This is a genomic window from Microbacterium sp. AC215 (assembly GCF_979258645.1).
On the sequence record NZ_OZ409869.1, the window covers coordinates 1,808,915 to 1,832,931 of the forward strand.

Annotated in this window: 16 protein-coding genes; 3 read left to right on the forward strand and 13 right to left on the reverse strand. The window is 69.9% G+C overall.

Annotated features, from left to right (window positions below; translation table 11 throughout):
• Window positions 1-116: 116 nt before the first annotated feature.
• The 5 genes from ACZZZF_RS08890 to ACZZZF_RS08910 form a co-directional block, all read right to left on the reverse strand.
• Complete coding sequence (locus ACZZZF_RS08890; RefSeq protein WP_463498000.1) at window positions 117-1,553, reverse strand: hypothetical protein; 1,437 nt, start codon at window positions 1,551-1,553, stop codon at window positions 117-119.
• Window positions 1,543-2,880, reverse strand: a complete 1,338-nt coding sequence (locus tag ACZZZF_RS08895; protein ID WP_463498001.1) for a S8 family peptidase — start codon at window positions 2,878-2,880, stop codon at window positions 1,543-1,545. The genes ACZZZF_RS08890 and ACZZZF_RS08895 overlap by 11 nt, the downstream gene beginning before the upstream one ends.
• Entirely contained in the window at window positions 2,880-3,317 is a 438-nt protein-coding gene (locus ACZZZF_RS08900) for a hypothetical protein (protein WP_053098672.1), read from the reverse strand. The genes ACZZZF_RS08895 and ACZZZF_RS08900 overlap by 1 nt, the downstream gene beginning before the upstream one ends.
• A 127-nt stretch (window positions 3,318-3,444) precedes the next feature.
• Entirely contained in the window at window positions 3,445-3,735 is a 291-nt protein-coding gene (locus tag ACZZZF_RS08905; RefSeq protein WP_463498003.1) for a WXG100 family type VII secretion target, read from the reverse strand.
• Window positions 3,736-3,767: 32 nt separating this feature from the next.
• On the reverse strand, window positions 3,768-4,082 hold the full coding sequence (locus ACZZZF_RS08910) for a WXG100 family type VII secretion target (RefSeq protein ID WP_053098670.1): 315 nt from the start codon (window positions 4,080-4,082) through the stop codon (window positions 3,768-3,770).
• A 445-nt stretch (window positions 4,083-4,527) separates the two neighbouring features.
• Here ACZZZF_RS08910 and eccD point away from each other — a divergent pair, with 445 nt between their 5' ends.
• Genes eccD through ACZZZF_RS08925 form a run of 3 tightly spaced genes read left to right on the forward strand, consistent with a single transcriptional unit; the run spans window position 4,528 to window position 8,558 of the window.
• Window positions 4,528-5,862 carry a type VII secretion integral membrane protein EccD gene (gene eccD, locus ACZZZF_RS08915; protein ID WP_056276643.1) on the forward strand — a complete coding sequence of 445 codons (1,335 nt, stop codon included), beginning with the start codon at window positions 4,528-4,530 and terminating at the stop codon, window positions 5,860-5,862.
• Window positions 5,863-5,865: 3 nt separating this feature from the next.
• The gene (gene eccB / locus ACZZZF_RS08920; RefSeq protein WP_400340148.1) at window positions 5,866-7,218 is read left to right on the forward strand and encodes a type VII secretion protein EccB; all 1,353 of its coding nucleotides are present in this window, start codon (window positions 5,866-5,868) and stop codon (window positions 7,216-7,218) included.
• On the forward strand, window positions 7,218-8,558 hold the full coding sequence (locus ACZZZF_RS08925) for a S8 family serine peptidase (RefSeq protein ID WP_463498005.1): 1,341 nt from the start codon (window positions 7,218-7,220) through the stop codon (window positions 8,556-8,558). Before eccB ends, ACZZZF_RS08925 begins: the two co-directional genes overlap by 1 nt.
• A gap of 116 nt (window positions 8,559-8,674) precedes the next feature.
• Here ACZZZF_RS08925 and ACZZZF_RS08930 read toward each other — a convergent pair whose 3' ends face one another.
• The 8 genes from ACZZZF_RS08930 to ACZZZF_RS08965 form a co-directional block, all read right to left on the reverse strand.
• On the reverse strand, window positions 8,675-9,307 hold the full coding sequence (locus ACZZZF_RS08930; RefSeq protein ID WP_463498007.1) for a hypothetical protein: 633 nt from the start codon (window positions 9,305-9,307) through the stop codon (window positions 8,675-8,677).
• Window positions 9,304-10,134 carry a PP2C family protein-serine/threonine phosphatase gene (locus ACZZZF_RS08935; protein WP_187248886.1) on the reverse strand — a complete coding sequence of 277 codons (831 nt, stop codon included), beginning with the start codon at window positions 10,132-10,134 and terminating at the stop codon, window positions 9,304-9,306. The genes ACZZZF_RS08930 and ACZZZF_RS08935 overlap by 4 nt, the downstream gene beginning before the upstream one ends.
• Window positions 10,131-11,915, reverse strand: coding sequence for a DUF5684 domain-containing protein (locus tag ACZZZF_RS08940; RefSeq protein WP_463498009.1), 1,785 nt, complete (start codon window positions 11,913-11,915; stop codon window positions 10,131-10,133). Before ACZZZF_RS08940 ends, ACZZZF_RS08935 begins: the two co-directional genes overlap by 4 nt.
• Window positions 11,912-14,464 carry a transglutaminase domain-containing protein gene (locus tag ACZZZF_RS08945; protein ID WP_463498010.1) on the reverse strand — a complete coding sequence of 851 codons (2,553 nt, stop codon included), beginning with the start codon at window positions 14,462-14,464 and terminating at the stop codon, window positions 11,912-11,914. The genes ACZZZF_RS08940 and ACZZZF_RS08945 overlap by 4 nt, the downstream gene beginning before the upstream one ends.
• Window positions 14,461-15,831 (reverse strand): DUF58 domain-containing protein, encoded by a 1,371-nt coding sequence (locus ACZZZF_RS08950; protein ID WP_463498012.1) that lies wholly within the window; start codon window positions 15,829-15,831, stop codon window positions 14,461-14,463. The genes ACZZZF_RS08945 and ACZZZF_RS08950 overlap by 4 nt, the downstream gene beginning before the upstream one ends.
• Complete coding sequence (locus tag ACZZZF_RS08955) at window positions 15,828-16,793, reverse strand: AAA family ATPase (RefSeq protein WP_053099368.1); 966 nt, start codon at window positions 16,791-16,793, stop codon at window positions 15,828-15,830. Before ACZZZF_RS08955 ends, ACZZZF_RS08950 begins: the two co-directional genes overlap by 4 nt.
• Window positions 16,794-16,892: 99 nt before the next feature.
• Window positions 16,893-22,883, reverse strand: coding sequence for an Ig-like domain-containing protein (locus tag ACZZZF_RS08960; RefSeq protein ID WP_463498013.1), 5,991 nt, complete (start codon window positions 22,881-22,883; stop codon window positions 16,893-16,895).
• On the reverse strand, window positions 22,883-24,013 hold the full coding sequence (locus tag ACZZZF_RS08965) for a serine/threonine-protein kinase (protein ID WP_463498015.1): 1,131 nt from the start codon (window positions 24,011-24,013) through the stop codon (window positions 22,883-22,885). The genes ACZZZF_RS08960 and ACZZZF_RS08965 overlap by 1 nt, the downstream gene beginning before the upstream one ends.
• Between the last annotated feature and the right edge of the window lie 4 nt (window positions 24,014-24,017).

The window sequence follows — 24,017 nt, forward strand, 5'->3', positions numbered from 1 at the left end:
CTGAACCCTATCGACCGTGTGCGGCTGCTCACTCCGCGGCGTGACCGACCACCGACCATGCACGCGTGCGGGTCGTGGACGGCATCCGCCGTCCACGCCCGCCGCGGTGATCCTGATCAGTCCGCGTGCTCGTCGCGGGAGCCCGCCTGCGCGCCCTTGGCACGCGGACCGCGCTCCTCGTCGTCTTCGAGCTTGGGAGCGATCGGACCACCGAGACCGGAGCGCTTGGCCTTCTCCTCCTCGTCGGCGCCTCCCGCGCCGCCCATCATTCCCATACCCGGACGCATGCCGGAGCCTGCTGCGCCGGACGAGCCCGCCGCACCGCCTGCTCCGCCGACACCGCCGACACCGCCAGCGCCACCGACGCCGCCAGCGCCACCGACACCTGAGCCGAATCCACCCGCGCCGCGCGCACCCACTCCGCCGACGGCGGACTTGCCCAGCAGGCCGCCACTGCCTCTCTGGCCGGCGCCGGACGAGCCTCCGAGTGCCGATCCGCCGAGGGTGCCCATGCTGCCGATACCGGCGATCTTGGATCCCGCAGCGATGGCCGCGGCTCCTGCGCCGCCGCCCACGATGCCGCCGATGCCGCTGCCCCCACCGATGACTCCGCCGGGGAGCGTCGAACCGGGGTGCAACGGATACCCGCCTCCGGTTCCTGAACCGCCGCCGCCGGTGCCTCCCGGCAGCACGCCGCCGCCGGGGAAGTCGACCGTCGGGTCATCGCCGCCGGTATCACCGAGGCCTCCCGGTCCGTCGGGGTCGTACTCCCAGTCTCCGGGACCATCGGGAATCGTCGGATAGGTGGGGTCAGGCAGGTACTCGGGGACGGTCGGGTCCGTCGGCGTCGGCGGGACATACTCGCCGACCCCGCCTCCACCGCCACCGGTCTGGTATCCACCGCCACCGGGCGTGTACCCGGACGGGCCGCCGCCGATCCCCGGGGATCCGATCCTCGGGGCGTCGATCTGCGTGCCCGGGATCGGCTCGTCAGAACCGGACGGGGCCTTCGACGACCGGTAGTCCACCTCGTTCATCGCGCGGGCCGCCTGAGCCAGCTTGTTCGTCGGCTCCGTCAGCGACGCCTCGACCTTCTGAACGACCTCGCGCGCGGCATCCTCCCGCTGGTTGCCGAGGAAGTCGCCGATGGCGTCCAGAGCCTTGTCCGCCGCGAGCGGACCGAGGACCGGGTGCACCACCAAGGACGCGCCCTTGGCAGCGTTCGCCCAGAAGGGGTCGATCGATGCCGACGGGAGTTCGGCGGCCGCGATCTCGCGTCGAGCCGAGTTGCCTTCGACGACCGCGGAGTCCACGGCCTCGACGAGTCTGAGAATGGCCGATACCTTCGACCGGATCTCGTCGATGTCAGCGGTCGCCCCCTTGGCGGACTCGCCCTCCCAGAACTCGGAGAGGCGCACGGCCGAGAGCGCTCGCTCCAGTGAGGTGAACGCATTCGTCACGGCGGAGAGCCGCGGGATGATCGAGTCGTCGAGCTGCCGGATGCGGTTCAGTTCCGCCTCGTACCCGCCCGGGCCCATCTGCTTACCGGCCATGGTTTCCCCCTTGTTCGGTGGTGTCTCGTCGTGAGGAGCGTGTCAGTACGATCGCGAGGATGATCCCGCCGATCACCAGCAGCAGGAGGACGATCCCTCCGCCGATGAGCCAGGGAGTGATCGGCGATGCCTGCTGATCGGGTTGCTCGGCGACCGGCCCGTCCGTCGGGACGGGTGTCTGCGCGCCGCCTCCGAGCGCCGCCTTCGCCTCGTTCACGTCGCCGAGAGACGGCTGCGCGTACGTGTCCTCGGTGTCGAAGAGCGGATTCACGTCAGGATATTTCGACGGGTCGACCGCGAGCATCCCCGTGAGGGAGGCCGCTCCATACCCGGTGCTGTCGTTCCACTCCGGCTCGTGCTCGCCCTTGGTGCCCGTGTTGTGGATCAGGCTCTGGATCAGCTGCCCTGCTGTCGCATCCGGGTACTTCTGCTTGACCATCGCGAGGAAGCCCGCGACGATAGGCGTCGAGAACGACGTTCCCGACCCGATCTGCTGGGCGTCCCAGGAATCCGGGGTCCCCTGCAGGAGGAGCCCGACCCCGGGTGCGGCGACGACGACGTCCTCCGCCAGGTTCGGCTTGCCGTTCGTTCCGGTCTGGATCTTGCCGTCCTCACCGAAGGCCTGCACCGCGACGACTCCGTTGAGCCCCGCGGGCCACAGGCTGATCCCGTCCTCGTTCGACATGCCGGCGACGACGACCGCGTCGGAGGCATAGGCGTCGGCGAGACCCTGCCGCATGTTGATGCTGCTTCCGGAGGAGATCGAGATGATGTCGGCGCCATCTGCCGCGGCGTCCGAGATCGCGCGGTCGAGAGCGAAACGACCGTCGTCGCCCAGCTCCTCGCCGTTCTCCTGGAGGCACTCCGCATCGCCGCCGTCTTCGCCGATGACGCCGTCGAGGACGCCGGTGCTGTAGAAGACCACCTCTGCCCCCGGCGCCACACCCTTGACCGGGGCGCCCCCGGCCGGAGCCTCGCCGGTTCCGGCGATCATCGAGACCACCTGGGTGCCGTGAGAGGACTTGCCGTACTCGGCAGAGACCGCCGGATACGGCTGGCCGGTCGCGTCGAAGCAGTACGAGGAGTCATCGACGGTGACGTTCGCCCCGCGGAGCCCGACCACGTCGGGGTTGATCTGACTGTCGATCACGGCGATCTTGATTCCCGCCCCGTCGAAGCCCGCATCGTGCGCCTCTTGGACCTTGCCGCGATCGAACCACCACAGACCCGATGCGGCGGCCGCTGTCGCGCTCCAGGGCACCGCGATCGCGGCGGCCAGCGCCATAGCGCCGACCGCCGCGATCACTCCGCGGCGAGTGCGTCTCATCAGTAGTCGGCCTCTTCGGGCTCATCGGCACCCGTAGACGTCGGTGCAGATGCCTGGACTCCGGCTGAGCCCCCACCCGTCGCGCCGGTCCCAGCGCCTGTCGATGTCGCGGTGTCGCCGTCGCCCTGGGCAACGGCCGAGTCCAGCAGCGACACGATCAGCTTCGTCTCGTCGGCGAGCGACGCGTCCTGCTCGGCGATCTGCATCACGGCGGCGCGAATCACGTCGTGGGTGTCCTGGATCTTGGCGATGGTCCGCGCCGTGGCGTCTCCCATCGACTGCGCGGCATCGGCCACGGCCCGCCGGAAGTCGACGGTGGCCTTCGACGACCCTCCCTCCGAGACCGCCACCTCGGACGGGCTGGGGAACTCCTGCAGCTCACGCAGGATCCGCTTCAGCTCAGCGAACACTCCATCGAAGTCGATTGCGATGCTCATCGACGCCCCTCCCCTTCACAACGGCAGATGATTCCGAAACATCTGCTGCGCCCTCCGACTCGATCGCCGAACAGCACAGCAGACGGCGCGGGCCCGGCGCATCGCTGCGTCGGGCCCGCGCCACGGATCAGGCCCCGAAACGCCCAGCGGCCGACTTGTCGGTCTGGACGTACTGGCCCGAGATCTCCTCGGTCTTGCCCGCGATCTGCGTGAGAAGCTGCTGCATCTCGCTCAGCGAACGGTTCCACTTGGCCTGAGCCTGGTCATACGCCTGCTGCGCGGAACCATCCCACGCCGCACGGAGCTTGCTGACCTCGGACTCGAGACGGTCCAGCTCGGAACGAATACCCTGCGACCCGCTGCGGATCTGCGCTGCCAGAGCGTTGACCTGCTCCGGGCGAACTGACATCGACTGCATCATGTTCTCCTTGAAATCTCTGTGGTCTACGCTCAGGCGCCCATCATCGAGCCGAGGCCCGAGATGGTCTGCTGGTGAGCTTCTTCGGTCGCAGCCTGGTCACGCTCGGTGCCCGCAAGAGCATCCTCGAGCGTCACGAGGACCTCGTTCAGCTGACGCGCCTGCTCGTCCCAGCGCGACATCAGCGTCGTGAACGACACAGCAGCCGCACCGGTCCAGAAACCACGCAGCTGCTCGATCTCACCGCGGACCTTCTTGGTCTGCTGGTCGATCCCGGACTTGGTCTCCCGCACCGCCTGGGCTCCGCGACGCAGAGCCCCTTCTTCTGCGGAGATGACATCAGCCATAACTCACTCCCTCCGGTCCACATGGGACACACGTGCGGGGGAGCGCATCCCAGTCTTGGGACGACAACGAAACAACCCCCCACGAATCTGTTTCACGACACAGGCTAGAACACATCGGAACGAATCGCCAGATTTCATGATGCATCCGAGCGGAGATCCTGCAGTCGATGGAGAAAATCGAAGATGCTCAGTTCCGCGCCCTGTCACGGGCACACGATCAGCGCACTGGTTCCCCCGCGCTTCGAGTATCGAGTAGAGGCTCGAGAGGTCCTGCCTCCGATCACCAGAACGCACAGCGCATCCTCCGGGAGATCGTGCAGTCGATGGAGAAACGTCGCATCCTGCGACTGTGCGTTGTCGCACGCCTCAACTAGGGTGAAAGGCGGAATGCGCAGCCACGGGTCTCCTCCCGCCCGGCTGCACACCATGGAGGGGGCATCGTTCCATGACTCAGAGCAGCGCAACGGCAGGCACCGTGCTGCGGCTTTCCGTCGTCAGCGACGACCGTCGGCTCGACGTCGGCGTGCCGTCGCAGGTCCCGCTGGTCGAGATCATCCCCGGGTTCGCCCGGAGTCTCGGCGTGCTCGACCCGACCCTCACCCACGGCGGCTACTCGTTGCAGCGAGCCGATGGCACACCGCTGGACCCGGCACGCGGCGCGGCGGCGCAGGGTGTGCACGACGGAGAGCTGCTCACTCTCGTCCGCGGCGGCCTCATGCAGGAGCCGCGCGTCTACGACGACGTCGTCGAAGCGGTGATCGATGCGACGGCAGAGCAGCACGGCTCCTGGACGCCCGCGGACAGCTCGCGCACGGCGCTCTTCGTCAGCCTCACCTTCCTCGCCCTCTGCGCGCTGCTGCTCGTCGCCACACCGCCGACGTCCCTCCTGCCCGCGATCATCGCGGGCTCGGGAGCCATCGTCCTCAGCGTCGCGGCCGCCGTGCTCATGCGTCTCCGTCAGCCGGAAGCCGGACACGCCCTGGGACTCACCGCCGCAGCCTACGGAGGGCTCGCGGGTTTCCTCGCCGTTCCCGTGCAGAGCATCTGGGGCTGGCCGCTCGCGGCCATGGGACTGGGTCTCGTCATCGTCGGCGGCCTCGGCCTCGCCGTCACCCAGGAGAAGCCCGAGATCCATCTCGTGCCGATCGCGCTCGGCGCCTCGATCGGCATCACCGCGACGACCGCCGCGATCTTCGGCGATGCGCTCGCTCCCTACGCGATCATGCTCGCCACGACCGCACTGCTCGCGAACGGCATCCCGTGGCTCGCTCTCAGCTCGACGCGCATCAGAGTCATCTCCCCTCAGAGCGACGCCGACATGTTCGCCGCACCCGAGCCCATCGATGCCGACGAGGTCAAGCGCCGCGCCGCCGCGGGGACACGCACTCTCATCGCACTGCGCGCTGCGCTGGGCCTCGCGGCGCTGATCGCGACCCCTCTGGTCGCCGGGAGCGGCGTCTTCGGCGCTCTGCTCTGCGTGCTCGCGTTCGTGGGCATGATGTTCCAGTCGCGTCAGATCCACGCGCGCCTCGGCGTGCTCGTCCTCATGGCCATCGGCGCGATCGGGCTCGCCGTCACCGGTGTGACGGTGGCACTCGCTCTGCCCGACGTCCGCACCTGGATGCTTCTCATCCTGGTCGTGGCCACCGTGATCCTGGTCGGTCTCACGCTGCTCACGCCGAAAGCGCGTCTGCGGCTCACGAGGCTGGGCGACACGGTCGAGGTCATCGCACTCGCTCTGCTGCTGCCGCTCGGCGTCACGACGGCCGGACTCATCTGACCCATGGCGACCAAGAAGGATCTGATCGAGGCCCAGGGCTTCAGCAGGCGCCGCCTCCTCTCGGCGTTCACCGGCGGAGCCCCCGGAGGCAAAGAGCTCGACCCCGCGAAGCCCCTGCGCGCGGTCGTCGCCGGAGTCGCACTCACGGTCGGCGTGATCCTCGTCGGGGTGTTCTGGGGAATCATGCAGCCCGGGCTCCCCGGCGACTGGCAGAACAACCGCCTGATCGTCGCCACCGACACCGGTGCCCGCTACGTCTCCGTCGAGGGCACGCTGTACCCGGTGATCAACACGGCCAGCGCGCGGCTTCTGATCCCCGCCGGAGAGTTCAAGGTGGTGCGCACGGATCAGGCGGCGCTCGACGGGATCCCGGTCGGCCCCTCGATCGGCATCCTCGGTGCGCCCGATGATCTGCCCGCGCCCGCGGCACTGATCAACTCCTCCTGGACAGCGTGCATCGACGACACGGCCGGCGCCGCCGTGTCACTGTCGAGCGCGCCGATCGCCGAGGTGTCGACGGGAACCGGTGCCGTCGTCCAGCGCGGCGACGAGCTGTTCGTGATCGCAGACGGCAAACGCCACGCAGTGCCCGCCGACGATGCCAACGCCGTGCTCCGCGCCGTCGGTCTCGGCACCAGCGACGTCCTCGAGGTCGACGGACGATGGCTCAACCTCTTCGAGTCCGGTGACGAGCTCGAGCCGATCCGCATCAACGGCGTCGGCGCATCGGTGCCCGGAACGGATCTGAGAGCCGGAACGATCGTGCACACCCAGGGCAGCCCTGCCGACGAGCGCTACGTGGCGCTCGGCACCGGCGAGCTCGCCAGACTCAGTCCCCTCGCATATCAGCTCTACCTCCTCGGCAGCGGCCAGGAGGTCGGTGCTCAGCAGGAGGTCTCCCCCGCCGAGGTCGCCGACGTGGAGACCCGCCCGTACATCGGGGGCGAGGACTGGCCGACGCTGCCGTTGACCACGCTCGCCGCCGGCGAGACGCCCTGCGCGATGCTCACCGATGACGCGCACACGGTGCTCGCGGCGACGACCACCGAGTTGCCCGAGCAGCGCTCCGGCGTCGATGTGAAGGTCGGTGGCGGCGCCCTCGTCGAGGTCACGGGTGGGTCCGAGGACGCGGCGGGTCTGGCCGTGCTCATCGACGAATCCGGCACCGCGTTCGCGATCCCCGGTGCTGCAGCAGCGCAGAGCGCCGAGGAGTCCGCAAGCGGCCCCATCGCTCAGCTCGGGTACTCCCCCGAGGACGTCGGACAGGTGTCGGACGCGTGGATCGAGTTCTTCGCCGCCGGCCCCGCGCTGACCTCCGATGCTGCGAGAGAGTCGCCCGGCTCGGGGACCGACTGATGCGCGGCCGCACAGCCGCTCTCACGGCCGTCGTCCTCGGCGCCACGCTGCTCGGCGCACCGGCATCCGCTCTGGCATCGCCTGCCGTCCCGACGTCGATCGCATCGATGGCGACGTCCGGCGATGCCTGCACACCCGGCAACGTGGTGTTCACGCCCGAGGTCCCACCCGCCCTCGCACTGCTCGGTGCTGACGAGGCCCACCGCGTCGCCACGGGCCGAGGGGTCGTCGTCGCCGTCGTCGACTCGGGCATCGATGCCGGCAATCCGCATCTCGCCGGAGCCGTGATCGGCGGTGTCGATCTCGTCGGAGACGGCGAGCGGGCTGACGGTCTGACCGACACGACCGGGCATGGCACGGCGATCGCCGGGCAGATCGCCGCACAGCCGGTCGCGGGCTCCGGCGTCGTCGGACTCGCGCCCGACGCCCGGCTGCTCTCCGTGCGAGTGTTCCGCAGCGAGCAGCAGCAGGACAAGGACAAGGGGTACGGGCCCACCTCGCAGCGCATCGCGGACGGCATCCACTGGGCGGCCGACAACGGCGCGGACATCATCAACGTCTCGATCTCGCAGACAGCCGACTCCCCCGATCTCCGGGCGGCGGTCGAACACGCGTCCGCCGTCGGCGCCCTGGTCGTGGCGAGCGCCGGGAACAGGGCGTCAGATCCGGACGCGGAAGACGGCGCTCGCTACCCCGCGGCCTATGAGCAGGTTCTCGGGGTCAGCGCGGCCGACGCCACCGGACGCGCGACCGATGACTCGATCCACGGACCCCAGGTCGGCGTGACAGCCCCCGGAAGCACGGTGCTGAGCGCAGCGGTGGGCGGGGGCGACTGCGTCTTCGCCGCCGATGCCCCTGCCTCGAGCTTCGCGACCGGATACGCGAGCGCGGCTGCCGCACTGGTGGCGCAAGCGCACCCCGAGGATCCGCCCGCCGGCTGGGCGTATCGGCTCACCGCCACCGCCCTGCGAGCCGACGCCGACAATCGGGACGATATCGACGGCTGGGGATTCATCCAGCCGCTCGCCGCCATCGAGCTGCTCCCGGATGAGACGACGCGCGGGCCCGTGAGCCCATACTTCGACACCTCGGAGAGCGCCGTGCGACCGCCCGCAGCCACCGCCGACCCCGACCATGGAGCGTCGCCGTTCCTGCTCACACGGGAGGGCGCGCTGTTCACCGCGATCGGCGGAGCGACTCTGCTCGGTGTGCTCGGCATCCTCATCGTGCTGCGTCGCCGCAGAGAGCAGCCGGTCGTGGATCCGGTCGAGGTCGAACGCGAAGGCGGACTGCTCAACATCCCCGGTCCGGCATCGGGTGACCCGAGCACGTTTCACTGAGACGCGCGGCGCGATGGTCCGCAGCGACACGGCGCGGCCGCTTCAGGGCACCCAGGCGGCCCGACGGCCGGTGGGAGTGCGCGGACGCTGAGCACGGCTCCGTCAGGGTGAGGGCGTCACCCGAAGACGAAGAAGCCCAGACCCACCAGACCCGCGACGGAGACGACGCAGGCTGCTGCGAACGTGATGAGGGCCGCCCGGCTCCAGCGCAGTCCCTGCTTCGCGACCGACGGGAGATCCGGGTCCACCGTGCGCGTGGGCGCCGCGGCGCCGATCACGACGGGCGGGGCAGAAGGGCCGAGCGGGGCCGGACGCGGCCGGTAGATCTCCGGTGCCGGCGCATCCGTCGGCGCCTCGAACGAGGCGGGCACGTCAGCCTCTGCGCGGTCGGCAGAGTCGTCGCTGTCGGCGGGCTGTTCCGATCTCTTGCGTCGCACACGACGCGGCGTCCGGGAGACGAGCACCGTCGACTCGTCGACAGGGTCGTCCTCCCGATCGGCACCTTGCTCCTCAGCCTCCGCGGGTCTCCGGTCGACGACGACCGTCGCCTCGTCCACGTCATCCGCTGGCTCAGCGGGTTCGGCGACTTCGGCGGGCTCGGCAGGCTCGACGGGCTCAGCGGGCTCGGCAGGCTCGACGGGCTCAGCAGACTCGGCGACTTCGCCGGACTCGGCGACCGGTCTCCCCCGGCGCCGATCGCGTCTGGTCAGCATGACGGTCTCTTCGACCTCGGTCTCGTCGTCCGTCATCTGGCTCGAACCGGGATCGTCGTGCCCTCGAGCATCGAATCGGTCAGCGAGGCGGATGCGGCATCGCGGCCCGCAGTGAGGTCGTCCGGGCGCCCGTTCGCGCCTCCCGAGATCACGTCGATCACGACGACCGACACGTTGTCGCGACCACCCGCTTTGAGCGCCCGGCTCACGAGAGCCGCTGCCGCGGTCTCCGGTCGCCCGTTCATCGTCAGGGTCGCTCGGATCGCCTCGTCGCTCACCTCGCCGCTCAGGCCGTCGGAGCAGATCAGCAGTCGCTCGCCGTCGACCACGGGCAGCAGCCAGCTGTCCGCGGTGCTGTCGGGCGCACCGATCGCCCTCGTGATGACGTTGCGCTGCGAGAACGTCGAGAGATCCTCGGCGCGGAGCTCACCGGCATCCACCAGTTCCTGCCCCAGTGAATGATCGATCGTCAGCTGTGTCAGCTCGTTGCCGTGGTGCCGGTAGACACGGGAATCGCCGACATTGAAGACGAGCCAGTGCGGCACGCCGTCGTGATCGACGAGAGCGACACCGGTCACGGTGCTTCCTGCCCCGCGCTTGTGCTCGGCGGAGATGTCATCGACCACAGCCGAAGCGCGACTCAATGCCTGTCCGATGTCGGCGACGTCGACCGTCGCCCCGCGAAGCGGCTCGAACGCCTCCACCACCGCAGCGCTTGCACGATCCCCAGCCTCATGCCCGCCCATGCCGTCCGCGACGAGAAAGACCGGAGACGCCACCAGCACCGAGTCCTCATTCGCCGAGCGCGTGAGACCGGTGTCGGTGAGTGACGCGACGCTGAGGACGACCGAGGAGAGCGTCATGAATCGCGCTCCGCGATCACATGCATCCCCACTTCACCGAGGATGAAGCGGCCGTTGCCGGTGACGCTCTCTCCGGGATCGAGCAGGGTCTCGGTGCCGTTCTCCTCGACCACGACGACGCCGTTCGTGGCGTGCAGATCGGTGAGACGCCACTCGTCGTCGTGCACGACGAGACGAGCGTGCGTCTTCGACAGCGTGCGGGTCGTATCGGAGATGGCGAGTCGCTGCTCGCCCGGCTCGCCGATCGGATTGCGGCCGATCACGACGCTGGCGCCGGACAGCGAGAACTTCCGTCCGTCATCGAGCACGAGCGATCGGCGGACTCCGCGCTTGCGGGCGACGACGACGGTGGCGTCGAGGTCCTCGTCGACATCGTGCGTCGGACGCGGTGTGACGACCGTCTTGTCGACGTCGGCCGCGAGGCCTCCGAACGGCATCGCGAGGGGCGCCGGGACGGGTTCCTCGACCGCGGGTGCGGGCGCTGCATCGGCCGGGGGCACCACGGCGGCCGTATGCACATCCGCGGTGGTCCCCGCAGCCGCGGGGGACGACGGGACAGGACGGATCACCGGCGCCTGCGGCTGTTCATCCGAGAGGCCACCATCTCGGAACGAGGGCGGAGCGGGCCGCACCATCCGCTGCGCCTCTTCGGCGGGCGCCGCGGCGGGCGCGTTCTCCGTCGGCCGCTCGAACTCGGGCACGGAAGCGGATGCCGGGGCCGGCGCCGGTGTCGGCGCCGGTGTCTGTGCCGGTTGCTGAGGCACGACGTCGTCGGATACCGGTACCGGCGGCGCGGGTGGCTGCGGCGCCGCCGGAGCCACAGGCGCGCCACCCATTGCGGCCATGATGCCGGTGGTCGGGTGCGCCTCGGTCGGAGCCGGCGGGTTCACGGCGGGTGGCTGCTCCACCGCAGGGGGCTTAGGTGCGCGCACCGGCGCGGGCGGCGCAGGAGGCTGCAAAGCCGGCGCCTGAGGAGCAGGAGGCTGCAAAGCCGGCGCCTGAGGCGCAGGAGGCTGAGGCGCAGGAGGCTGAGGCGCAGGAGGCTGCTGCGCGAAGGACGAGGCGGGCGGCTGCGGCGGAGCGAATGATGCCGCCGGCGCACCCTGCACCGGGGGCTGTCCGGCGACGGGAACCGGCGGGGCGCCCTGGACGGGAGGCGCGCCCCACCCTGAACCCGCGGGACCACCGCTCGCCGCGGCTGCGGTCGCAGTCCGGTCGGGCTGCACGGCCGGACGGCTCGGTGCGGCGTAGTCGGGGAACACGGGCGCGGGGGCGTCAGGCTGGCTCTGGGTATGCGGAGCCAGGGACGGGATCGTGTATCCCGATGCGTCCCTCGCCGGGGTGGCCGTGGGCTGCGAGCTTCGGCGCGGGCCGGGCTGCAGCGCGGCCAGCCGTTCGCCCTCGGGGTACGGCGGCGCCCCCCAGGCGAGAACCGTCGCCCAGACCGGGGGCAGAAGGATCGCGAGCACCGTCATTCCCGCACCGCGACCGAACCTCCGATTGATGCGGTGGGTCGCGACGACCTTGAGGTAGATGCCGAACAGCTGCACGATCGGGATGAAGTAGAACACCACCGACCACGCCGGCACTCCGCCGCGCGCCAGGATCTCCGCCTCGTTGAGGATGGGGACCCAGCCCTTCCACCCCTCTCCGTCGATGCGCGGGAAGAGGCGCGACAGCGCCAGCGCGTACCAGACGTAGACGGCGAGGCCGATGAGCACGCCGACGCCGCCGACGATGGCGAGCATCGTGACGTAGCCGGTATCCACGGGCGCGATCATGAGTTCCCCTTCTTCCGGTCGCCGGGCGACCAGGTCAATCCGAGCGTAGCGAGCACAGGCACGGCGGCCGTGAATCCACGACCGTTCGCGCCCCGTATGCGACCGACGAACGACGTCGGTCGCACGCGCATGACGATGCGATGCCACCATCTGCCTGCCGCTGCGAGCTCCGTCCGCTCGGCGTCGACGATCTCCCAGGCGGCGCGCGCATCCTCGTCCGTCGGAGGATGCTCGGCGAACACGGCGCGATCGACGATCTCTGCCAGGCGGTCCGCTGCCTCTCGGTCGGTCGAGAGCGCGCGCTGGATGCGGGTGCCTTCGGCATCCATCGGCACATCGTGGTCGGCGTACACGTCGACCAGCTCCTCCCACGCCCCGGCGAGACGCACCTCGGGATCTTCGGCGGTTCGGCGGGCCCTGGCTCGCTGCCGTTTGGCCAGCAGCAGCACGAGGAAGGGCAGCGCGAGCAATGCCAGCGCGAGCATGACGAGCCCCAAAGCGCGGAGGATCGGCAGCAGGACGGCGAGCACCTCTGACTGCGGCGACTCGAGCGGAGGCGCGTCATTGTTGGAATCGCTCTGCGCCTGAGGCGGATCCAACGCCTCCGACCGGGGCTGCTCGGGCACCGTGGGATGCTCGGGCAGCTGCTCGCCCTCGGTGATGGAACTCGGAAGCATCGCGTACTGCGGTGTGGTGTCGACCGGCATCCACTCGCCGCCCGATCCTCTCACCTCGACCCAGGCGCTCATGTTCGCGCCCGTGCAGGTCTCCGTGCAGGCGGGAATGCCGGGCACCTCTTCTGCGGCCGCAAGGCGCGCACCGATCACGACTCGGGACTCGAGCCCCCAGTGCTCGGCGAGAAGCGCCGCTGCCACTGAGAACTGCTCGTCGTCGCCGACCGCCGACACGAGCAGCTCGGGCGCGGCATCCGAGCCTGCCCTGCGCTCCTGTTCGAGCAGGTCGGTGAACAGCTCCTCGATGCGGGCCGCGGAGTGTCCCGCATAGCTGGGTGCGAAAGCGTATCCCTCGGACTCCTTCAACGAGGCGATCCATCCCGCCGCCGCCTCATCGTCGATCAGCGCGTGGCTGAGGTAGCCGCGGGAGCGCAGGCGGTCGATGATCTCGAGATACCCGGCCCCGGTGCGGGGCTGCTCCTGCATCTCGGCCCACTCGGTGAGCGCGGGATACAGGTCGGTGTCGAGGTTCGAGGCACCGCCCTGTACGGCGGTGATGTCGCCGGGGCTCGCCGGGGCGTCCACGAGCACTCTGTAGCGATCGCCCGGAACGAGCCCTTCTCCCCCGCCGGGTGCCTCTGCCACGGTGATCGCCGTGTCGCCGCCCGAGTTGACGTGGAACCCGTCGGCGAGCGCTTCGGCGCGCGCACCCGAGAAGTCCGGCGCCTCGGCGAGACCGGCCGGCGAGGGGACCCAGATGCCCCGGTAGGCGTCGCCGATCGTGATCCCGAGCGACACGCGGCCCTCGCCGGGCATCGCGCTGCGGGGCAACCGGCTGAACCGGTCGTCCGGCGCGATGTGGAAGTCCTCGCCGTCGTACGAGTCGAGGGTGACGAGCCGGAGGCGCTCCAGCGCTCCAGGATCGCCCTCCACCTGCACGACCGTGTCATCGAGAGTGCTGCCGGCGAACCACGACCGGTAGGCGCTGAGGGGGCTCGCCTGCTGCTGCACGACGATCATCGGCTCGACCTCGTCGCGCAGAACGGAGCGGTCGCTCCACCCTGCCGCGGCGGGAGCCACCGCGAAACCGGCGACGAGGGCGATCACCGCGAGACCGGCCGACAGGAGATGCCGACGGATCGTGAGCCACACCGGGGTCGCCCGGCGCGAGATGTTCGCCGCCGCGACGGTGCGCAGCGCCTGTGCCCGCTGAAGCCGCGAGCGTCCGACCAGCCAGACGAGAGAGACCACGAAGAGCGCGACGCCGATCAGCCATTCCCGAGGAGCGGGAAGCGCGACGCCGAGCACTGAGACCGGAGCCGTCGTGCCGCTCACACCGAAGGCGATTCCGAAGACGCTCATCGCGGTCACGACGGGAACCGCTATGGTCGCCCGGCGTCCGCCTTCGAGCACGAGCAGAGTGGCGATGAAGGAACCGAACAGCATGACCACGAGGAGCGGGATGAGCACCGCCTGGTACTCACCGAGGGGCGGGTTCAGCGTCAGCATCTGCTTCCAGCCGAGCACCACCCCCAGCACCGCGTCGCGGATTCCGCCCAGGAATGCGGGAAGCGACGAGAGCGCCGATGGGATGGCGAGCGGAACCGAGACGACCAGGTAGACGCCGGTCACCGCGAGAGCGCCGATCAGCAGCCCCCACCGCAGCAGCCGGGTCAGCACGGCGACGACCATGCCCAGCAGGCCGCCGATCAGGCCGACCGCCAGCGCCCGGGGGGACTCGTACACCGGCCATGCAGCCGCCGTGGCGAGACCGATGCCGACCAGCACATATCCGAGAGACCAGAGGGTCAGAGCCGAGAGCGCGAACGTCCGGCGCGACCTCGCGACGCCGCGCCGCGGACCCGCGGCGCTCATCGCAGTGCTCCGCGGGCGAGCATCTGCGGAAGGTCGCCGAGTGCGCCCAGCGTCATCACGGCCAGTTCGCGCGCCGTGCGCAGGGTGGGCTGCTCGCCGAGTTCGCTGCGCACCGCGACCGCCTCGACCGCCGCCGGCAGAGTGATGGCGGCGTGGCGCAGACGCTCGAGCGGCATGCGCGAGCCCGTCATCAGGAATCCGATCGACAGGTCGGGGTAGGACTGGGCGGTGAGCGCGGCGACCGCCTCGAGCCGCATCACGCGGTCGGCCGGATCGATGGTCGAGGTGGCATCGAGGAGGGCCTTGGGAGTCACCGTGGGAAGAGTGCGTATCGACAGCAACTCGGCACGGCTGTGCTCGGGGATCTCGTTGCTCACCGAGAAGAGCACGTCACGACCGTCGCGCACACCCTGCAGGGCGAGGGATGCGGCGGCGCTGACCGTGTTCTCGAACTCGTCGTCGCTCTCGTACGACTCGCTGTCGAGGTCGAGGATGATGGCGATGCGAGCGTGCCGCGACTCCTCGTACTGACGCACCATGAGCTTGCCGGTCTTGGCGGTCGACTTCCAGTGCACGTGGCGCTGCGAATCGCCCACGACGTACTCGCGCACCGCGTGGAACGAGAGGTCGGCATCGACGAGGGTCGAACTCGGCGTGCCCTCGAGATCGCGGATGAGACCGGCGCTGGTGCTGGGCAGGCGCACCGTGACCGGATGCACGTGGATGCGCTGGACATCGGGCCAGCGCAGCTCACGGCGGAGGATGCCGATCGGATCACCGCGGGTGATGGTCATGGGGCCGACGTCGATGACACCGCGGCGGTGGGCGGCGATCGTCAGCTGCTCGCGATGGTGTGCGGCGGGGCGCAACAGGGGGACGTGCGCTTCGACGAGCCCCTCCCCCACGGGAACGTCGACGATGCCGGGCAGCGACAGACGCTCGCTGTTGTTGCGCACGTCGAGCGTCGCACCGATCTCGGCACCGGCGACCACGCGGTCGCGGTCGAGGGTCAGCTCGATGCGATAGTCGTGGGTGCCGAGGATGAAGGGGATGCAGGCGATCAGCAGCACGAGCGCGATCGCCGCCACCGCCCACGCCTCGACCCAGCCGAACAGCAGCCCGGCGGTGACGCACAGGACCAGCGCCGCGACGACCAGCATCCCGGCGGATGTGACCGTCTCACGCACCCACGCGACAGCCGCTCGGGTTGCGCGCTCCGTGCTGCGAGCGGCCCGACGCACGCCGAAGACGGCGCCGCGGACGGGGCCGCGGCGCGTGCGGTCGTAGCGCGTGACCGTCGACGTGCGCGTCGTCGTGCTGGTGCCCGCCGTGGTGCGCGTCAGACGGGACTCGGTGCTGAAGCTCACGCAGTGCCGTTCTCGCGCGGCGGCTCGACGTCGAGCAGGATCTGCCCCACCACGGCGACCGCGGTGACGCCGTCGAACTCGGCCTCCGGCTCGAGCACCAGGCGGTGCGCGAGGGCGACGACGGCGAGCTCTCGGACGTCGTCGGGGGTGACGAAGGTGCGACCGTTCTTGGCAGCCCACGTCATCACGAGACGTGACAGGGCGAGGGCCCCTCGCACACTGGCACCGAGGCGGACCTCGGACGCTCGACGCGTCGCATCGACGATGCGCATGATGTAGTCGGAGACCAGCGGGTTCACGTACACGCCGCGGGTCATCTCGGCCATCGTGAGGATGGTGTCGACGCCGACGATGCCGTCGAGCACGTGCTTCGGCTGGGCTGCTCCCTGGAGGATGCGCATGGTCGCGGCTTCGTCGGGGTATCCGATCGACGTCTTGATCATGAAGCGGTCGAGCTGCGCCTCGGGCAGACGGTAGGTGCCGCCCTGCTCGATCGGGTTCTGCGTCGCCATCACGAGGAACGGCGATCCGACCGGCCGCGTGACGCCGTCGACCGTGACCGTGCCCTCTTCCATGACCTCCAGCAGCGCCGACTGCGTCTTCGGGCTCGCCCGGTTGATCTCGTCGGCGAGCACGATGTTCGCGAAGACGGGACCGGCGTGGAACTCGAAGGCGCCCTCCTTCTGGTCGTAGACGGTGATGCCCGTGACATCGCCGGGGAGCAGGTCGGGCGTGAACTGGATCCGGGTGCTCGTTCCCGTCACGGTCTGCGCGATCGCCCGCGCGAGAGCCGTCTTGCCTGTGCCGGGGAAGTCCTCGAGCAGCACGTGGCCGCCGCTGACCGCCGCGGCGAGCACGAGCTCGATCACGTGCCGCTTGCCGAGGATCGCCTGTTCGACGTTGGCGGTGAGGATCGAGAACGTCTCGGCGAACCAGGCGGCCTGTTCGGCGGCGATGGTCACGGGAGCAGCGGAGGGAGCAGGCATAGGGCAACCGTATTCGTCTCTGGCACCTGCGGTGTGCAGGGCGGTGGGGAGGAGGGAGTCGTCATCGCGGCGGGTTCATCCGGCAGGATCGGCGGGGTCGGCGGGCTTGTCGGAGTCCTTCGGATCCTCCGGCTCCGGCTCCGGTTGCGTGCACAGCGTCACGCGGTGCGTGATCGGCTTGAGCGAACTGAAAGCGCCCGTCCACGTGAGCTTCATGTCGACCGTGGAGATGCCGTCGACGATCCTCGGAGTCACGGCGAGGGAGTACGAACCGCGGGCGGCAGGGCTGACGACGAACGCGTCATCCGGGTTGGCTGGCACGCACTCGCGGAACTCGACCGCCACCGTCGTCGGCGCCGTCCGGGGCGAGATCTCGACCGAATCGGAGCAGTACTCCCGCAGCACCGCGTGGCAGGAGCGCGCCCCGACCGGCAACGGTGATGAGTCGGTGCTCAGCTGGAAGTCCGACCGCCAGGACCCGTACATGTAGTACTGCGGAACGAAGCCGTCTCGCACGGCGATGTCGGGCGCCGACTCGAGCCGGTAGGAATAGCGGTTGTCCTGGACCGACGGCTGGGTGGCGATCGTGTAGCTCGTGTTGCCCTTCGGGCCTTCCACGAAGGTGAACGTGAAGACCTGGGTGGTCGCCGACTCGGCGACGCCGAAGCCGTTCGATGCGCACGCCTTCACGTTGTAGGTCGAGTACTCGGCGAGCTTGGTGAGGGTGGGTGACGACGACTGCGCCTCCGCACCCGAGACCTGCAGACGACCGTCGCCGTCAGCGGTGCAGCTCGCATTGCCCGATCGCCAGGCGAGGTACACGACGTCGATGCCGAGGGCGCTGCCGTTCGGCTGCGCTGCCACTCCCGAGACGTCGATCGAGGTGTTCGACGTCGCGGTCGCGCGTGCTCCCGAGGGGTCGAAGTAGACGGTTCCCGCAGCGGTGACGGACGTGCGGAAGGCTCCGCCCTCGTTTCCACCATCGCCCGTCGGCGGCTGGAACTGGCTGATCGGGACGATCGTGATGTTCTGCGGGCCCGGCGCCAGCGCGATGTCGGCCGTCGTCGTCGCGCCGGTGCGGTTGATGACCTGCCCGGTCTCCTCGATGCGGAACGCGAGGGAGTCGTCCGACGCATCGACCGCGAGAGCGACGATGCCGCGCCCGCGCTCCGTGCTGCCGGGGCGATAGACGGGTGTGGCGTTCGCCTTCGACACCACAGGGGCGGCATACGCCCAGCTGGTGTGCGGTGACGTCGCCGCCGATGTGCCGACCGCGTTGACGGCCGCCGCGGTGAAGACGTGCGGCGCTCCGTTGACGAGTCCGTTCACCGTGCACCGGTAGGCACCTGCCGCCGGGCTGCACGACGCGTTCGCCGGCGCTCCGTCCTGCAGGATCTCGACCCCCGTGACGCCGGGGTGCGCGCGACCGGCCTCACCGAGGGGCACGTCGAGCACCACGGTCGAGCGGGTGAATCCGACCGTCGTGACGCTGGCGGGTGCCTGCGGGAAGCCCTGCAGATCGAGGGTCAGAGTTCCGGTGCCGGTGCGCCCCTGCGCATCCTGCACGACGAAGGGGATGATGCACTGTCCACCCGGCGCCTGCCCTCCGCCGGGCCAGCTCGCCGTGATCGCCTTGCTTCCCGAAGTCGAGATCGACGCGACATCGCATCGTGTGCCCCCGCCGAGGGACATCAGTCGGAGGCCCGATCCGGGCTTCCCGGCGAACGGGTCGTACTCGCCGGCGACGTCGACGACGTCGATGGTGCAGCTGGGGTTCGTCACGATGCACTGCTTCGTGAAGGTCGCGCCGCGCGGCGCATCCGGCGGCGCTGCTCCGACGACGAGGCGGACGGATGCCGACGGCTCGCCGTACTGGGGCACCGTGACGCTGACGTTCTCGGCGTTGCCGGGTCGCGCGTCTGCGCGTGCCTCGATGGTCAGCTGAGGCCCGTTTCGGGTGACGATGAAGGCCGAGCCCGAATAGACGATCCGGTACTCGAGGGATCCCGCGTCACCCTCACGTCCGCCCTCCCACGCGGCCATGTTCGCGTACATGTCGACCGTCTCGGTGGTTCCGGGGGCGATCGTGTGCGAGATCGACGACAGCAGCAGCTGCGGCTCGGCAGGACGGATGCTGATCGGCACGTCGATGAACGACCAGCGCTCCTGACCCTGCAACCGCACCTGGACCAGGCAGGTGTCCGACCATGGCGCTTCACGGCCGGCGCGATACGTCACGCTGCCTGCACCCTCGGCGGAGCACGACGCGGCCGCCCGCTGCGCGGTGAACTGCCCGGATCCCACTTCGAGGGCATCTGAGGAGGTCAGGTCGACATAGTCGGCCGCGTCGAACGAGACCGAGGCGTCCTCGTCGACCACGACAGGAGTCGAGGCGGGCTTGAGCTGGACCTGCATGTCGTCGAAGGCGGGTATGCGCAGGAACCCGTAGGCGACCACCGCTCTGCCGCCCGATCCCTCGCCCTTCAGCTGGAACGGAACGAGCGCACCGTCTTCGGGGGCCGCGCCCACGATGCGGTTCCCCTGAACAGTGAACCCGGGCTGGTCGCCCCACAGGCTCAAGGTGAGGGAGGAGGCGTCACCCGAGGGCCAACTGACACGATCGGTCACGACGTCGATGCCGCGATCCGGGAGCTCCTCCCGATCGCGCGCAGTGAGCACCGTGTCGGCGACGCTCGGCTGGTCGGCGACCGCACCGTCGGTCACGGTCACGACGATGAGACCCTGCGACGTGCTGGATGTGCGAGTGGACCTGACCGTATAGAAGTAGGAGTTCGTGCCGGCGGTGTCTCCCGCGCGCAGCACGACACGGCCGTCTTCGAGAGAGGTGTCGGGATCGATCAGCGCGTTCAGGCGGTCGTAGAGCGGATTCCCCTTGACCGGTGGCGCGTTCGGGACGAGTTCGGTGATCTCGAGCTCGCTCTGCGCCGGATCGAGGTCGTTGAGACGCGGGTCGAGGACGATCGGTGTCGTCGACCCGGCCTCGACGCGCACGTAATCGCTGAAGGTCACGGGCGCCGCGTCATCGATGTCCGCGTCGAGCACGCCGACGCGGACGGTGCCCGTCCCCTGCTCGCCCTGCGGGTCGCGCACCGTGTATCCGAAGCTCACCTGACCGCCGTCGACACCGCCCGCGGGCGCCCGGTAGACGATCGCGTCGCCGTCGGCCGAGATCGTCGCCGTGCCCGCACCCTTGTGGGGCTGGTCGACGCCCGCGAGCACGACTCGATCGCCATCGCTGTCCATGCCGGTCGAAGGCACGGGCAGCGACACGGTCTGACCGCTGAGGACTCGGCCGGTCAGGGTCGACGGCGTCGGGGCACGGTTGGTGCCCGGAGGCACGACCGTGACCGTCACGACACCGTTGTCGGCGAGGGCGGGGTTGCGCTCGAGTGACACCGAGTACGACAGACGGTAGGTGCCGGGCGTCGTGGGTGCGAGGTAGCGCAGCGCGTTGCGGTCGGCGAAGACGAGCTCACCCGATTCGCCCGAGCCGGTCACCTCGGGGAGAACGACCAGGGGCTCCCCTCGCGGCGCCACGTCGTTGGCCGTGACAGCGATGCGCGTGAGCGAACCTGCGCGCACGGTGATCGCGTCGGGGAAGACGATCGGACGCGTCACCGTCGACGGCGGCGTGAGGAAGACCGTGACGGTTCCCTGCACTGCGGCACCGGTGCCGTCGGCGATCGTCACGGTGGCCTTGCCGATGACCCCGGGCTCGCCGTCCTCCGTGGTGCCGTTCACCCGGATGCTCTCGTTGCCGACCACACGCACGCCGAGCTGCGGCGTCGAGCTCACCGCATCGGCCAGCATCAGCACCCGACCACTGGTGTTCTGCACGGCGCGGATGACGTCGACCGTCGTGTCCTCGCCCTCGCGGACGAACGCGGTCAGCGGTGCCATCGCGAGGCCCGCGGATCCGTCGACCGCGGTGATGCGGATGACGGCCGACTGCTCGGCCTGGGTGGTGACGTCCTGAGCCGTGTAGGTGACGACATACTGCCCCGGTTCGGCCACCGTCATCTCGACGGTGCCGGATGCCGCGTTCGGGTTGACCTCGAGTCCCTGCGCGGTCGCCGCAGTCTGCACGGCGTCGACGAGACGATACGAACCGGAGCCGCCGGACAGATGATCTGAGATGCGCACCGATTGGAGCTCCCCGACACGCGCGGTCAGCGCGACCGGCGAGGCGACGAGAGCCGGGCTCCCTGTGACCTGCACATCGAGGGTCTTCTCCGCGGTCGCACCGTGCACGTCCTCGACCACCACGGTGACCGAGATCACGGCATCCGCGGCATTCGGGTCGGTGTGGCGGATGGCCACCCGTCCGTCGGCCATCGGCACGACCATGACGGGCGACGAGGAATCGGTCTCGTAGGCATCGCTGAGCACGAACGGATCGCCCTCGGGATCGACCCAGCCCGACAACGCCGAGACGACCGTGCTGCCGCCCGGAAGGAGCTGGGGCGTCGGCCACTCCTGCTGGCAGGCGTCGACTCCGCACCACACGGGCGCGGAGTTCGCTTCCGGATCGACGACGGTCAGGGTCACGGTCGCCGGAGCCGACACCGCGGCGCCGTCGGTGACCGCATATGTGAAGCTCGCCTGCCCCGAGCCCGCCTTGACGTCGACCACCAGCGACTGCCCGTTCGCGACGAGGGTCAGGTCTCCGAACGCCGGGTCGCCGAGCCCGCCCGAGACCGATTCGGGATCGATCGACAGCACGTCCTTCTTGTTCGGATCGTGGTCGTTGAGGAGCACCGGCAGGATCACCTGCTCGCCCGCACGGACACCGAATGCGTCGTCGACGGCGACGGGCGGCATCTGCTCGGCCACGTCCTCGACGATGATCGTGCCCTCCTGCTGCTCGGTGTCGTCTTCGATCGCCCACTGCTCGAGCGGGATGAGCACGCCGTCGGGGGCCGTCCAGATGAGTCCGGTGCCGATCTCGCTCAGCACCGCTCGATCGCCGTTCTCCTGGAAGACCGGTTCGATCGTCGAAGAGTCGAGGGCCTCGTCCGGAACACGCAGCGGAACGGTCTCGCCACCTGCCCACAGAGTGCCCGCACCCGTGTCGAGCCAGGCGGCATAGACCTCGCCGTCGACGACGACCGGCGTCGCCGGCACGCCCGACGCGTCAGCGACCCGCTCCGACTCTCCGGAATCCAGATCGACCGACACGAGTCCGTCGGAGTCGGCGATCGACATGTTCTCGCCCGACTCAGCGCCCTCCTGGAGACGCGCGTCCTCAGCGACGTCCAGCTCCACGGGTTCGTCGCGCCCCTGCAGCCACAGCTCGCCGGTGCCCGCCTGGAGCATCGCCCAGCGGTCGCCCACGACCGTGACGAGGAGGCCCTCTGCGGCATCCGGAGCCTGCGAGACGGACTCGGGATCGCCGAGGAAGCGGTGCTCGTCGATGTCGAACCGGCGGATCGCGCCCTCGTCTGCGGAGAAGAGCACCAGCAGGCCCGCGGGCGACAGCCCGATCGCATCCGCCGTGTACGTCGGAGGGTCCTCGCCCTCCTCGACCTCGACGCCCGCGAACGGGTCGACGAGAGCAGTGGCGGCACCCGCCTCGAGAGTGGTGACCGATACCTGGCCGGTGTCGGTGCGATACGCCACATAGGCACCGGCCGACAGGATCTCCCGCGTGCCCGCCGGCGTCGGCTCGGAAGCGATCGGCGTGCCTTCATCCGACGCGTCGGAGAGCAGGTCGGCGGGATTCGCGGGGTCGAGATCCCACCGCTGCCTGTTGCCCTGGGCGTAGATGACGGCCGCCGAGCCGCTCTGCCAGACGGCCTCGGGATCGTCGACGTTGCGCACGGTGTCGATCTCGGCGAGCTCGGTGTTCACGCGGGCGTACTGGCCGCTGTCGCGCATGACCCAGACGGACGACTCGAGGCGGGGCACCTCCTGCGACTGGTATCCCTGGGCCGTGATGGCGAGCGTGAGCACCACCGCCAGGGCGGCGACACCCGAGATGGCCGCGATCAGGCGTCCGCGCGATCGGGGGTTCGCCTCCGCGCGAGCGCGGTCGCCGATGGCCATCACAGGACCCCGGTCAGGTAGAGCACGCCGACGCCGACGCCACCGAGGACCGCTGCTCCGATCAGCGCGCCGATCACGCCGGCGACGAGGGGCGAGCGGGTCTTCGCACGCGCGGCGGGCAGTTCGTCGCGGTCGCGCGGCATCGCCTGCTGCTTCGCGGCGCGCACTGCACGTCGCGAGTCGGGGGCGACGGTGGTGATCACCGGGCCGCGGGCGCTGGAGTCGGAGAAGCTGACGGGCGCTGCTGCGGCCCATTCAGCGGACGCCGCCTCGAAGGCCGTCGGGTGCAGACCCAGCTCGAACTGCGCCCAGCGCAGGCGTTCCGCGAAGTCGGCCATGCTCGCGAACCGTCTGGCCGGATCACGGTGCATCGCGGTCGCGAAGATCTCGTCGATGATCGGCGGGATGCCGGGTATCGGCACCGCGGTATAGCGCGCCTTGATGATGCGCTCGGTGAGCTGGTCGCGGGAGTTGGAGCCTCGGTCGGCGCGTTCGAACGGGCTTCTTCCCGCGAGGAGCGTGTACAGGGTGGCTCCGAGGCTCCAGATCTCGCTCGGGACGGATCCGGAGACGCGCTCCTGCAGCACCTCCGGCGAGCTCCACGGCACCGACATCGCGATGGTCTCTCCGTCGCCCTCGTCGATCACGGCGGCCGCGATGCCGAAGTCGGCCAGCACGGGGGCGCCGAGGGAGTTGATGAGCACGTTGGACGGCTTGATGTCGCGATGCAGGAGTCCGGCCCTGTGCACGGTCTCGAGGGCGCCTGCCATGCGCACGCCCGTGTCGAGCACCTCGGCGAGCGCCAGCGGCGCCTTCTTGTACCGGGCGCTCATGGTGTCGGGGCAGTACTCCATCGCGAAGTACGGCCGACCGTCTGCAGAGATGGACGCATGATAGATGGTGACGATCGAGGGGTGGGCGCTGAGCCGCGCGGAGATGTCGGCCTCGACGTTGAAGGTGCGGAGAACCTCGCGGTTCACGGCATCCGCCAGCAGCACCTTCACAGCGGCGACGCGTCGCGGCATGTCCTGTTCGTAGAGGAAGACATCTGCGAACCCGCCGGATCCGAGCGGACGCACATAGCTGTACCCCGCCAGCGTCGGCGGTGTCGATGCCATGCGCGTGGCCACCCAT